We start from the raw sequence: 13257 nt of genomic DNA, 5'->3' as shown, positions 1-13257 counted from the left end.
GACTCCGGGAGGCGCCTCCACTATTCAAAGTTGAAAGGCCAGCAGAAATGCTGGCCTTTTTACTATCTGAAATTCTAAACCCTCATGCTATGTTCAAACTTCCACGTATGCTCTCTAATCAGTAGCACCACTAGGAACAAGCTATATCAGATCACTTTTGTGCCGGTCTTTTCCTTATGTAAACCTATCATTTGCTAAACAACCAACAGCATCTGTTAACCAATTGCGCCGTTTGTGAGTGGAATGAGTGGGGAATGGAAAAGGGCGACTGTCTTTTGCGTCATTAAATTCTTCATATTTATACATAGTTGCTCATGATCCTGTAACGCTTTCATGAGTTATTACACTTATTATGAACACAAATGAAAATGATTGTCATTTACTTGTGTTACTGCTAACCTATTGTAAAACTTTACAACATCTTATCTACTGCACGAAAGTGTATATAAAACCCCGCTAAACCTTATTAAACCTACGGTTATTCGTTTGCTTCGTATGATAAATCAGCAGATCTACCTCTTTTGTCCTACCCCTTTAGGGTAGTTCGATTTCGTAATTGATTTACATCATATTTTCATTTTCTTTCATAATTCATTATTCGCTCAGTTAAGAAATATATAACCTTCAGGAATTCTTATGAGCAAGATGAAGCTAGTCGTAATCGGTAACGGGATGGTCGGCCATCGCTATATCGAAGATTTAGTCGAGAAGACAGACGTTGCTAACATGGACATCACAGTCTTCTGTGAAGAGCCTCGCGTAGCCTATGATCGTGTACACCTTTCTTCTTACTTTTCACACCATACTGCGGACGAACTTTCTTTAGTTAAAGAAGGCTTCTACGAGAAACACGGCATCAACATGCTGATCGGTGAGCGTGCTATTAACGTTAACCGTGAAAAGAAAACAGTTTACTCAAGTACTGGTCGTGAAATTCAATACGACAAGCTAATCCTTGCTACAGGTTCATACCCATTCGTTCCGCCAATCAAAGGTAACGAAGGTAAAGACTGTTTCGTTTACCGCACAATCGAAGACTTGAAAGCTATCGAAGCAACCGCTAAGAATTCTAAATCTGGTGTGGTTGTTGGTGGTGGTTTGCTTGGTCTTGAAGCTGCAGGCGCACTAAAAGCTCTTGGTGTAACCACGCACGTTGTTGAGTTTGCTCCAAAGCTAATGGCTGAGCAGCTTGACCAAGCGGGTGGTAACCAACTTCGTCAAAAAATCGAACGTATGGGCGTTAACGTACATACAAGTAAGAACACGCTTGAGATTGCTCCTGAAGGCACTGAAGCTCGTAACGTAATGCGCTTTGCAGACGGTACAGAGCTAGAAACTGATTTCATCGTATTCTCTGCTGGTATTCGCCCACAAGACAAACTTGCTCGTCAAATGGGGCTGGGTATTGCACCACGTGGCGGTATCGAGATTAATGATCACTGTCAAACGACAGACAAAGACATCTACGCAATCGGTGAGTGTGCGTCTTGGAACCAAACGTTCTACGGCCTAGTGGCTCCTGGTTACAAAATGGCAACGGTAGCGGTTGACCACGTTGTTGGTAACGAAAGCACATTTGAAGGTGCTGACATGTCTGCGAAGCTTAAGCTTTTGGGCGTGAAAGTAGGCTCTATCGGCGATGCGAACGGTCGTACTCCTGGCTGTAAGAGCTACGTTTACCAAAACGAAGAACAAGAAGTTTACAAGCGTCTAATCGTTTCTGAAGACAACAAGAAGCTGCTTGGTGCAGTAATGGTTGGTGACACGTCTGACTACGGTGATCTTCTACAGCTTATGCTGAACGAAATCGACCTACCAGAACACCCAGATGCATTGATTCTTCCTGCTCATGCTGGTGCTGAAAAGCCAACACTTGGCGCGGATTCTCTTCCTGAGTCTGCTGTTATCTGTTCTTGTTTCGATGTGACTAAAGGCAAGATCGCTCAAGCGGTTGCTGAAGGTCACCACACAATCGGTGATATCAAAGCAGTAACAGGCGCAGGTACTGGTTGTGGTGGTTGTATTCCACTAGTGACTTCAGTACTAAACGCTGAACTTGCTAAAGCTGGTGTTGAAGTGAAGAACGACGTGTGTGAGCACTTTGCATACTCTCGCCAAGAGCTTTTCCACCTAATTCGCATCGAAGAAATCAAAACGTTCGATGAGCTATTAGAGAAATACGGTAAAGGCTACGGCTGTGAAGTATGTAAGCCTCTAGCAGGTTCTATCCTTGCTTCTTGCTGGGGTGAACACATCCTTAAGCCTGAATTAGTGAAGCTGCACGATACCAACGACAACTTCCTAGGTAACATGCAAAAAGACGGTACTTACTCTGTAATCCCTCGTATGGCGGGTGGTGAAGTAACACCTCAAGCACTAAGCGTACTTGCTGATGTTGCTGCAGAATACAACCTGTACACCAAGATCACTGGTGCACAACGTATCGGCCTGTTCGGTGCTCAGAAAGATGACTTACCAGCTATCTGGAAGAAGTTAATCGCTGCAGGTTACGAAACGGGTCAAGCTTACGCAAAAGCACTTCGTATGGCTAAGACATGTGTAGGTTCTACTTGGTGTCGCTACGGCGTTCAAGATTCAGTTGGCCTAGGCGTGATGATCGAGAACCGTTACAAAGGCATTCGTACTCCTCATAAGATGAAGTTTGGTGTGTCTGGATGTACTCGTGAGTGTGCTGAAGCTCAAGGTAAAGACTTAGGTATCATCGCAACTGACGCAGGCTGGAACATGTATGTATGTGGTAACGGTGGTATGAAGCCTCGCCACGCAGACTTACTGGCAAGCGACCTAGACCAAGAAACGCTGATCAAATACATCGATCGTTTCATGATGTTCTACATCCGCACGGCTGCTCCGCTACAACGTACTTCGGTATGGATGGACAACCTAGAAGGTGGTGTTGATTACCTACGTGAAGTGATTGTAGACAACAAGCTTGGTATCAATGACCAACTTGAAACTGACATTGCTGGCCTAGTTGATAACTTCGCTTGTGAATGGACAGATACAATCAACGACGAAGCTCAACTTAAGCGCTTTGCACACTTCATCAATGCTGATGACCGCGATGATAACGTTGTGTTTGTTGAAGATGGTCGTGAACAACACCGTCCTGCGACATTCACTGAGAAACACCCTGAAGCCATTACTTCAAAGCATCAGGGCGACATCATTCACGTAGAATCTGTTTAATTGGGAGACGACATCATGGCATTTACCAAAGTTTGTAAGATCGAAGACATTATCCCAGGTACAGGTGTTTGTGCGTTGGTTGGTGGTGAGCAAGTAGCTGTATTCCGCCCAACGAAAGCTGAAGAAGTATTCGCGATTAGCAACACAGACCCTTACTTCCAGTCTAACGTGTTATCACGTGGCTTGATTGTTGAGCACAAAGAAGAGCTTTGGGTAGCAAGCCCACTTAAGAAGCAACGCTTTAACCTAGCAACAGGTGTGTGCATGGAAGACGAGAACTTCAACGTGAAAGCGTACAAAGCTCGTGTTGCCAAAGGCGCTGTAGAAATCTCTGCTTAATCTTCGGATGAGTAAGATTTGATAGTTCAAGGGTTCTAGTTCTCGATATTGCCTTAACTCGGCAACTAGAGCCTTTTCCTATCCAATTTTAACTTTTAATTTAAACTTTTTAAGGACAACCTTATGTCTCCTGATTACAAACCAGCTGAATTCGTTCAAACGATGATTGATGTGGGTGAAGCGAAAACGAAAACAAGTACTCGCGATCTTCTGATTCGAAGCACTATGGCTGGTATCATCCTTTCTCTAGCGGTTGTTGTTGCTATTACAGCAATGGTTCAAACCGGTATTGGCCTTGTTGGCGCACTTGTGTTCCCAGTTGGCTTCGTCATTCTAAGTGTAATGGGTTATGACCTAGTAACTGGCGTATTCGGCCTTGCACCTTTAGCGAAATTCGACAACCGCCCAGGTATTACTTGGGGTCGTATCCTACGTTGTTGGGGTATTGTTGGTCTTGGTAACCTTATCGGTTCTTTGATTGTTGCTTTCCTTGTTGCAGTATCACTAACGGGTAACTTCTCTTTAGAACCAAACGCTGTTGCTCAAAAGTTCATTGCTGTTTCTACAGGTCGTAGCCTAGGTTTTGAAAACATGGGTATGGACGGATGGATCACGTGTTTCGTACGCGGTATCTTCTGTAACCTTATGGTATGTCTAGGTGTGATTGGCAACATGACTGCACGCACAGTATCTGGCCGTGTAGCAATGATGTGGTTCCCAATCTTCATCTTCTTCGCACTCGTATTTGAGCACACAGTAGTAAACATGTTCCTATTCCCACTGGGTATGATTCTTGGCGCTGACTTCGGTATTGCGACATGGTTGAACTTCAACCTTATCCCAACAATCCTAGGTAACATCGTTGGTGGTCTATTAATGACGTGTGTTCCTCTATACCTAACTCACGCTAAAACTGCGCCTTCTCTAGGTGCTAAGTAATCCTCAGTAGGGTGAAACGTAATTTAGTATGAGATTAAGAGCCCCAACAACATGTTTGGGGCTTTTTTAGTTCGAAAGCCCTTATATCATTGCGCAAATTACTCGCAATAGACTGTTTTGTTATAATTACTTCTATCTTCGTTAGTATTTAGACTGAATATTTATATCAACACCTGATAGTCTAAGGGTTAAGGATTTGGATAAGTCATCATGAATACAGTGACTTATCACATAGATTTAAGCTTGAGATAAAACAAGCAAACCTTCGGAGCGCAGCATGTCAGAAGTATCGTCATCGAATGTTAAAGAAGTAAACAAAGGATTTGTTTCATTGGTAGGTGCAGGTCCGGGCGACCCAGACTTACTTACGCTAAAAGCCGCACGAGTGATTCAACAAGCAGACGTGTTGGTTTATGACCGCTTGGTATCAAAAGATATTTTGGCGATGGCTAATCCAGAAGCAGAAATGCTGTATGTGGGCAAAAAGCTTGATCATCACTGTGTACCGCAAGATCAGATCAACCAACTATTAGTGACCAAAGCGCAAGAGAACAAGCACGTAGTACGCCTAAAAGGTGGTGACTCGTTTATCTTTGGCCGTGGTGGTGAAGAGTGTGAAACGCTAGCTGAGAATGACGTGAGATTTGAAGTGATTCCGGGCATCACAGCTGCTGCCGGAGCAACGGCTTATGCGGGCATTCCGTTGACGCACCGTGATCATGCACAAAGCGTGCAGTTTATTACAGGTCACTTGAAGAAAGATGGCGAAGATATTGACTGGCAATCTCTTGCTCAGCACAACCATACCATCGTGTTTTACATGGGCTTGAAAGAGAGTCCGAACATTCAGAAGAATCTACTCGATAATGGTATGCGAGCTGACATGCCAGTTGCGATCATCGAAAACGGTACACGCCAAGAACAAAAGGTGTTTAGAGGTGGGTTACGTGATTTAGCTGACCTTGCGAGCGTCGCAAAGAGCCCAGCGCTGATTGTTGTAGGCAGCGTGGCTCAGCTCCATGAAAAACTTGCTTGGTTTAACAAACAAGCTTGATCGTTTGACCTTCTAATTGGATCTCTAAGCCACTACTGAGTCCATCAAGAATCAAATACTGCAGCGGCTGCCTTGTCGCTGCATTTCTTGTTGGCGCATCGGCATTTCGTCAATGATATTGGTGATCTGTTTCCAATCTGTTTTGCCACTCCATCGGTGCTTCTCTTTCCCGTCTTTACCAATCAAAACAGCGGTATGTGATCCTTTCGGGATCTCGTAAATACTGGTGACTGCTTCTAAGTTAAACTCTTCTTCTAACCAAGTTGGGACTGTGTAACCACTCTCAGCAATAACCATAATGACGACATCTCGTTCGTCCAATTGACAGTTATTGAGCAACACTTCATTCAGAAACTCTTTAACGATTGAATCTTCCTTTGGAGCGAAATAAATCACACTGCGGTGTGGCAAAGGCTTTGAGTGAGAATAAGCAGGGTAGGCGAGTACTGAATTGATGGTTAAGCTCATGATTATTACCGTGCTGATGGTCAGTAGTTTAAGCAAACTAAACCAGCTACCAGAGTTTGATGGTTGATTTAAAGTTTGCATCGCTTTGGTTGTGTCGATGCTTACGATCGAATTGTGTGTTTGTCGGTGCAGCATTGCCAACCTCCCTTTAAAAACTCTAAGCCTGAGTACGATTTGAACGCTACGTAAAGAAGAAGGTGAAGATCAGAACCACCTAAGAAACGCTCAAAACAAATCCACTTACAATAAGCATAGTTAGGATTACGTAAAGACACTTAGCTTTACGCTAAAGATATTAGATTTACGTTAACGATAGCTGGCAGGTTCATTTTTATTGAGTAAAGCGACTCGCATTTTACAATTGAATAGAATAGGGTATACGGAAAATCTAAAGGTATGAATTTATGGAAAACATAGCAATTTTGGTCGACGTTCAGAACGTTTACTACACGACGCGCGACAAATACCGTTCTAACTTCGACTATAACCAGTTTTGGTATGTTGCCACGGAAGGGCGTAACGTTATTGCAGCTAATGCTTACGCAATCTCAAGCCAAGATCCAAAGCAGCGTCAATTTCATCATATCCTTCGTGGTGTGGGCTTTAATGTGAAGTTAAAGCCGTTTATTCAGCGTCGAGATGGCAGTGCAAAAGGCGATTGGGATGTGGGTATTGCGTTAGACGCGATAGAACTTGCTGAGACGGTTGATACGATTGTTTTGGTATCAGGAGACGGTGATTTCGAAATCCTTGTAGAGCGAATCAAAGAGCGCTTTGGCAAGCCTGTTGAAGTGTATGGTGTTCCCGGGTTAACTGCTCAAAATCTTATCGATTCTGCATCAAAATTTGTACCGATTGAAAAAGATTTTCTTCTATAGAGGAAATCGGGCACTTTATAATTGAAATCAATAATAACGATAATTAGAATGCAAACAGTTCTTATTTATCGGTATGTGTAATGTCTCGCGTTTTAGTTGTTGATGATGATATTCAGTTGTGTGAATTACTGGGTGAAGTGTTAGAAAATGAGGGGTATCACGTTGATACTGTTCATTGCGGTGAATCCGCGCTTGAGTTTATTCAATCTCACCCTGTCGATTTGGTTCTACTCGATGTAATGCTTCCGAACCTAAGCGGCATTCAAGTAGCAAGACGTATTTGTCAGCGTTTTGCTACTCCCATTCTTATGCTAACCGCGCTTAACGACGATGCCTCAATGCTCGATGGCTACCAAGCAGGCGCCGACCAGTACATCGCTAAACCTTTCAATGTTCCTGAACTCTTAACCCGTATTAAGGTGATCTTGCGCCGAGTGGGTTTTGAACGCCAAAGACAATCTTTAGCTTCCTCTAATCACGGCTTGTGTGAACAACTCTCTCGTTTGCCATTAACTGGCACTGAAAAAGACTTGCTTGATTATTTGGTCAAAAATGACGGTATTGTCGTCTCAAAATCTGATCTGCAAATCCATGTACTCAAGAAAGAATTGTGTCCCTTCGATCGTAATTTAGATATGCATATCAGCAATATACGTAGAAAGCTCGTTCAGGCAGGTTTGTCTAAACAACATATAAAAACCGTTCGTGGTAAAGGTTACAGTTACCTAGAGTCGGTCGGAGCATGAGTAAAAAACTGCTGCGTTGCCCTGATTTTATTGCTAAGCGTAAAGACGGACTCACTTTCCAACTGTTCAGTTACCTGACCGTCATTTTGGTGAGTATTTTGATTCTGCAAGGTGTCGCAGAAAGAGCCTTGATGAAAGCGCTGCTTAAAGTGCCAGAATCGGTAAAAGCGGAAATGCTCGACCTTGCTTACCAAGCGAATGTGTTGATCGAAGAAGGGGACATGGATGAACTCGCGGACTGGGGTAATGCTCAGCAGTATTATCTGTTCGTCATTGATAAAGACAATCGTCCGATCACACATCGTCACATGCACCCACATTTTGAATTTAAGCTCAAATACTTAAGAACGTTAGATCACCAACTTAGTGATCGTGTGAGTAAGCCGATCTTCGGCCTACCACTGGATAACGGTAAAACACTGGTTATCCAACTACCGCACCAGTTTCATCCCGCAAAATCTTTTGCGCCATATTCCTATATGCTTAAAGCATTGATTGCATTGGTCGTATTGTCTCTGTTCTCGATTATCATGGCCAAAAGCCTTCAGCAACCGTTGGATAGATTGAGAGAAGCGAGCCGCAGACTGGCTCAAGGTGACTTCACGGTCAGTGTGGTGTCGGAGTTGAACTCCACCACGCGTGAATTCAACGAGCTTGCACACGATTTTGATTATATGACCTTTGAGATTAAATCTCTGGCTGAAAAGCAACGTTGTTTGATTCGTGATGTCTCACACGAGTTAAGAACACCATTAGCAAGGCAAAACCTCGCACTACACCTGCTGCGCAGCAAGGTTGATGATAAAAGCATTGGTTTGCTAGAACGAATGGAAAATGAAACAGAAGAGATGAATAAGCTGGTGGGTGAGATACTTGAATTTAGCCGCTTAGAAACCTCTCGCTATGACTCCAAGTTAAGTTTAATGCACCTTGAGCACTATTGTTCAATGTTGATCGCGCAGATGCAAAACGATTTAAAACCGAATCAAACTTTGATTGGTTCCCTAGAGACGCCGATATCAATGGTGAACGTTGATGAGAGGCTACTGCTTCGAGTCATTGGTAACTTGGTCGGGAATGCCATTAAATACGCGGGTGAGAACGCTCATGTGGTCGTGACGACATACGAACAGGTAATGGATAGACGTTACAGTGTAATATCTGTAGAAGATGACGGTGACGGTATTCCTGATAACAAGATTGCAGGTATATTCGACCCGTTTACTCGTATTGAATCAGCAAGAGACAAACGGTCTGGTGGCTACGGTCTGGGCCTTGCGATTGTTAAAGAAGCGATGGGTGTGATGAATGGACATGTAACTGCTGAGAATAGAGAAGGTGGGGGGCTGAGAGTGAACTTGATGTTCCCAATCGGTGATTAGCTTTCCCTATTGATAATTACCTTAAATTGATAACTGTCCCAACTCAGTAGTACTGACTTAAGCGATACCCAATAAAAACGCCACTGCATCTGCAGTGGCGTTTTTCTTTATGCGCTTTGGTATGGGCTAGGCGTAGCCATTAATTACGCCTGAGCTTGAAGACAAGAAGCGAGACTATGCCTGTTGGCGAGCTAGCTTAACTTCTTCTTCTTTCTCACCTGCTGCTGGGTCGTTGAAGCGAGACTCGTCTAGATCGCCTTCAGACTTAGCAACGATGATAGATACGGCACTATCACCTGTGATGTTTACAGCGGTACGAATCATATCAAGAAGGCGGTCAACACCCATGATTAGAGCAATACCTTCAAGCGGCAGGCCAACTTGGTTCAATACCATCGCTAGCATAACAAGACCAACACCAGGGACACCTGCAGTACCAACAGACGCCAGTGTCGCCGTTAGGATAACCATTAGGTAATCACCCATTGAAAGGTCGATGTTGTACGCTTGCGCGATAAACGCCGTCGCAACACCTTGCATGATTGCAGTGCCGTCCATGTTCACAGTTGCACCTAGTGGTACTGTGAAAGAAGCGACTTTGTTGTCTACGCCCATACGGTTCTTAGCCGTTTCCATAGTTACTGGAATTGTTGCGTTCGAAGATGCTGTTGAGAATGCAAACATGATTGCATCTTCCATCTTACGTAGGAACGTAATCGGACTAAGACCTGTGAATCCTTTAAGCATCGCACTGTAAGTCACCAAGCCATGCAACAGCAGGGTACCAGCAAGCACTAAGAAGTATTCTGCTAGGTTCCAAATTGCACCTAAGCCAAGGCCAGAGAACAGTTTCGCCATCAAGAAGAATACGCCGTAAGGAGCAAGGTTCATTAGTAGCGCAACTAGCTTCATGATCACTTCGTTTAGATCAGAGAAAACTGCAGCGATACGTTCACCGGGTTTGCCCGCTGCACTGATTGCGATACCAAACAACACTGCAAATACGATAACTTGTAACGTTTTGCCCTCAGCCATCGCCTGAATAGGGTTGGTTGGGAACATGTCGATGATTACTTGGCCCAGAGAAGGGGCATCCGCTGATTTGAAAGAGCTCGCAGCAGTAAGATCCGCACCAGCTCCAGGTTGGAACAGGTTACCGATAGTTAATGCTAGAGTGATGGCAACGGCAGTAGTACCGATATAAAGTGCAAGCGTTTTGCCACCCATACGGCCAAGAGTTGATAAGTCTTTAAGAGAACTTGTACCGCACACTAGTGAAACGAAGACTAGAGGCACAACAAGCATTTTTAAACTGGCGACAAAGATTTGTCCGCCCACTTCAAAGAGTCCGTTAACGATGTAGTTGTTAACAAATCCGTTGTCTGCAAAAAGGGATTGAATGGCGAATCCCGTTAATATACCTACGACCATACCGAGGATTACTCGACCAGTCAGAGACATAGGTTTCTTGGTATTCATTTAGAACACTCCTTATTATTTATAACTTTGATACCTTTTCAAAGTGAGCAGGAGATTAGCAGTCGGATAATCAATTCGAAAAACAAAAAATGAGTTTGGAATTATAGATGTGATCAAAATCACTGATAATTGTGTAAATTAAACAAATAAAAACAAAATAATTCACTATTAATTTACATCTATCGAGGGTTTTATACATAAATTTGTCGTTTCAAAGGTAGTAAATAAGAAGAGATGATTTTCTTATCAATCTTCACGTCTTCAATTGACTGAACAAATACCGTTGTTTCAAAAAATTCGGTGAAGATAACCAGTCGATTTACGTCCATGAGCCTTAACTATTTGTATTGAATGGTTTTGTTGAACTCCTCAAATATGACTCACCGACAGGCCTTTACAAAACTTTACGAATGCAAAGAATGTAAATTTAATGCAAATGGTAATAGTTATCACTTATATTCACTCCCGAAATAATTCAGTGGTACCGGCAACGGTTCAGCGAACACATCGAATAAATAACAAAGTGTTCGTCTAAAAGAATAAAAGCGGAGTAAAGGACATGTTTTCAAAGAGCCCATTGGCTTTAGTGATCGGCGCAGTATTAGCTTCACCAGCAGTATTGGCAGAAACAGTAAAAACAGACGAGCATATGGTTGTTGAAGGTCGTGACTACGGTTATAAAGCCGACACGAACACAACAGCAATGCGCATGGAGGCGACTCAATTAGAGACTCCGGGACAAGTTTTAGTAATCGATGAGCAAATCATCGATGAACAGCGTGCAACAACGCTTGGTGACGTGCTTAAGAATGACGCGAGTGTAAGTGCTGGCGGTACAAGCCGTAACCGTGAACGTTTCTCTCTACGTGGTTTCTCGGTAGAAAGCTCTTCGGGCTTCCTTAAAAATGGCCAGCAACATTGGTCTCACTACCGTCAACCAATCGAACTGCTAGAGCGTGTTGAAGTACTAAAAGGACCTTCTGGTCTTCTTTACGGTATTTCTGCACCAGGTGGTTTGATCAACATGGTAAGCAAAAAGCCAACTTACGATACGCAAGTAAGTGTTAGCCAAGATATTGGTTCTAATGACCATTCTCGTACAACGGTAGACGTAAGTGGCGCTTTGAACGACGCTGAAACTCTACGTGGTCGCGCGATTCTATCTAAAGAAAGCTACGGCTCTTGGAGAACTTATGGTGACGGAACTGAACCACAAACAGAACGTTTTGTTGGTGGTGTATTCGTTGATTACGATGTAACTGAAGACGTGACAGTTTCTGTTCATTACGACAAAACTAACGACGAAGGTAGCGTAGATTCTGGCGCTTTATACACGCTAGACGGCAACCGAGTAGGTAGCGACAAGCACATCTGGGATGCGCAGTGGTCACAGATCGAGAATGATGTTGAGAACGTTGGTTTTGATATTGCTGCTAACCTGACTGATACATGGTCATTAAAAACAGGTTTCAACTACCAAGATTTCGAACGTATTGATATGGAAAGCTACCCAAGCTTTTCAAATATGAATCCTGATGGTACGGGCACCGTGACTCAAGGCGGTAACTACCGTCATGATAAATGGCGTTTCAGAACGGCTTACGTTGATCTAACAACAACCGCTGATCTTGCGGGCACAGAGCACCAACTATTATTCGGTGCTAACTGGTTAGGCTACAGCTATTACCGTGGTATGGATCGCTTCAGCAGCGCTGAATACGCACCAGATGCAACAGTACCAGCGCCGTCAGTGGGTCCAACATCGCTAGGTAAGATGAGTACTTACGATACTTGGGGCTTCTACATCCAAGATTTGATTACTATTAATGATGAATGGCAAGTTCTTGCGGGTGCTCGTTTCGACCGTAAAGTAAGTGATGGCGTAGCAGAAGAAAATGTAGCGCCTAAGCTTGGCCTGATTTACCACCCAGCATCAAACGGTAGTATCTACGCTTCTTACTCTGAAAGTTTCGAACCACAAGGTGTTGTGTCTAGCGGAAGCCGCAACTACACCAACGATGGCGAACTTCTTGACGCAGCAACGGGCGTGTCTTATGAAGTCGGTACTAAGTGGGAACTGATGGACGAACGTCTATTCGTTTCTGGTGCGGTATTCGATATTACCCAAGAAAACATTTCAATGGATGTAGAAGACACTTCATCAGGCGATTGGACGAAGACACAAGGTGGCGAACAAGTTCACCGTGGTGCTGAGCTAGCCGCACAAGGCTTTATTTCAGAGCGCTTCTCAATGTCTGGTTCTGCAATGTACTTAGATGCTGAAATCACGAACCATGAAACATATGAAGGTAACCGTCCAGTAGACGTACCTGAGTTTGCAGCAAGCGTTTGGTCTACCTATGCAGCAACAAACGAAGTTGATGTGAACCTGGGTCTTATCTACGAAGGTTCTCGTTACGGCGATAGCGCGAACACATTCAAGAAAGACGGCTACGCACGTGTAGATATGGGTGCTGCATACACGCTTAAGTACGACGATTCTCTTGATTTCGTAGCGCGTCTAACAGTCGAGAACGTATTTGATAAAGAATACCTAGCGGGTGGCGGTTCAACATCTTCAAACCACCAATTTGCTGAAGACGTAGTAATCGGCGAAGGCCGTAACTACATGGCGACTTTACAGGTAAAATACTAATTTGTTAGTAGGGTACTATTGTTAGCCTAAATACTAAGGGGAAAGTTTCGGCTTTCTCCTTTCGTGATTCTGCTATTTCGTAAAATATCCCTAGTAATGCGAGTGA

10 protein-coding genes are annotated in these 13257 nt (G+C 43.8%); 8 read left to right on the top strand and 2 right to left on the bottom strand.

Going from position 1 to position 13257, the window contains the following annotated elements; translation table 11 throughout:
- The first annotated feature begins 636 nt into the window (after positions 1-636).
- The 4 genes from nirB (at position 637) to cobA (ending at position 5542) form a co-directional block, all read left to right on the top strand.
- Positions 637-3210: a nitrite reductase large subunit NirB gene (gene nirB, locus AB4583_RS18390; protein WP_017062560.1), complete on the top strand. Its 2574-nt coding sequence runs from the start codon at positions 637-639 to the stop codon at positions 3208-3210.
- A 15-nt stretch (positions 3211-3225) separates the two neighbouring features.
- Positions 3226-3549: a nitrite reductase small subunit NirD gene (gene nirD, locus AB4583_RS18385; protein WP_017069123.1), complete on the top strand. Its 324-nt coding sequence runs from the start codon at positions 3226-3228 to the stop codon at positions 3547-3549.
- A 123-nt stretch (positions 3550-3672) separates the two neighbouring features.
- Positions 3673-4488, top strand: coding sequence for a formate/nitrite transporter family protein (locus AB4583_RS18380; RefSeq protein ID WP_017062558.1), 816 nt, complete (start codon positions 3673-3675; stop codon positions 4486-4488).
- 277 nt (positions 4489-4765) lie between these two features.
- Entirely contained in the window at positions 4766-5542 is a 777-nt protein-coding gene (gene cobA / locus AB4583_RS18375; protein WP_017071487.1) for a uroporphyrinogen-III C-methyltransferase, read from the top strand.
- Between the two features lie 51 nt (positions 5543-5593).
- On the opposite strand, the gene AB4583_RS18370 is transcribed toward cobA, so the two are convergent.
- Positions 5594-6091, bottom strand: coding sequence for a DUF4174 domain-containing protein (locus AB4583_RS18370; protein ID WP_050546503.1), 498 nt, complete (start codon positions 6089-6091; stop codon positions 5594-5596).
- 323 nt (positions 6092-6414) lie between these two features.
- On the opposite strand from AB4583_RS18370, the gene AB4583_RS18365 reads away from it, so the two are divergent.
- The 3 genes from AB4583_RS18365 (at position 6415) to AB4583_RS18355 (ending at position 9016) form a co-directional block, all read left to right on the top strand.
- Entirely contained in the window at positions 6415-6888 is a 474-nt protein-coding gene (locus AB4583_RS18365; protein ID WP_010429860.1) for an NYN domain-containing protein, read from the top strand.
- An 80-nt stretch (positions 6889-6968) separates the two neighbouring features.
- Entirely contained in the window at positions 6969-7634 is a 666-nt protein-coding gene (locus AB4583_RS18360) for a response regulator transcription factor (RefSeq protein WP_017062555.1), read from the top strand.
- Positions 7631-9016 (top strand): sensor histidine kinase, encoded by a 1386-nt coding sequence (locus tag AB4583_RS18355; RefSeq protein WP_017064547.1) that lies wholly within the window; start codon positions 7631-7633, stop codon positions 9014-9016. Before AB4583_RS18360 ends, AB4583_RS18355 begins: the two co-directional genes overlap by 4 nt.
- Before the next feature lie 174 nt (positions 9017-9190).
- Here the strand turns inward: AB4583_RS18355 and AB4583_RS18350 are convergent, their stop codons facing one another.
- Positions 9191-10495: a dicarboxylate/amino acid:cation symporter gene (locus AB4583_RS18350; protein WP_017069121.1), complete on the bottom strand. Its 1305-nt coding sequence runs from the start codon at positions 10493-10495 to the stop codon at positions 9191-9193.
- A gap of 559 nt (positions 10496-11054) precedes the next feature.
- Here AB4583_RS18350 and AB4583_RS18345 point away from each other — a divergent pair.
- A complete protein-coding gene (locus AB4583_RS18345; protein ID WP_017064548.1) occupies positions 11055-13151 on the top strand; it encodes a TonB-dependent siderophore receptor in 2097 nt (698 codons plus the stop codon).
- Positions 13152-13257 lie beyond the last annotated feature (106 nt).

Source organism: Vibrio sp. 10N.222.49.C12 (assembly GCF_041475025.1).
Classification (GTDB): Bacteria; Pseudomonadota; Gammaproteobacteria; order Enterobacterales; family Vibrionaceae; genus Vibrio; species Vibrio crassostreae_C.
The sequence above is the reverse complement of the archived record's forward strand: the minus strand, read 5'-3'. Positions and strand labels throughout refer to the sequence as shown.

What these genes read in the sequence shown, in the direction of transcription:
- AB4583_RS18380 (WP_017062558.1), top strand. Translation starts at nt 3,673, where the DNA reads ATGTCTCCTGATTACAAACCAGCTGAATTCGTTCAAACGATGATTGAT.
- AB4583_RS18365 (WP_010429860.1), top strand. Translation starts at nt 6,415, where the DNA reads ATGGAAAACATAGCAATTTTGGTCGACGTTCAGAACGTTTACTACACG.
- cobA (WP_017071487.1), top strand. Translation starts at nt 4,766, where the DNA reads ATGTCAGAAGTATCGTCATCGAATGTTAAAGAAGTAAACAAAGGATTT.
- AB4583_RS18350 (WP_017069121.1), bottom strand. Translation starts at nt 10,495, where the DNA reads ATGAATACCAAGAAACCTATGTCTCTGACTGGTCGAGTAATCCTCGGT.
- AB4583_RS18345 (WP_017064548.1), top strand. Translation starts at nt 11,055, where the DNA reads ATGTTTTCAAAGAGCCCATTGGCTTTAGTGATCGGCGCAGTATTAGCT.
- AB4583_RS18360 (WP_017062555.1), top strand. Translation starts at nt 6,969, where the DNA reads ATGTCTCGCGTTTTAGTTGTTGATGATGATATTCAGTTGTGTGAATTA.
- nirB (WP_017062560.1), top strand. Translation starts at nt 637, where the DNA reads ATGAGCAAGATGAAGCTAGTCGTAATCGGTAACGGGATGGTCGGCCAT.
- AB4583_RS18370 (WP_050546503.1), bottom strand. Translation starts at nt 6,091, where the DNA reads ATGCAAACTTTAAATCAACCATCAAACTCTGGTAGCTGGTTTAGTTTG.
- nirD (WP_017069123.1), top strand. Translation starts at nt 3,226, where the DNA reads ATGGCATTTACCAAAGTTTGTAAGATCGAAGACATTATCCCAGGTACA.
- AB4583_RS18355 (WP_017064547.1), top strand. Translation starts at nt 7,631, where the DNA reads ATGAGTAAAAAACTGCTGCGTTGCCCTGATTTTATTGCTAAGCGTAAA.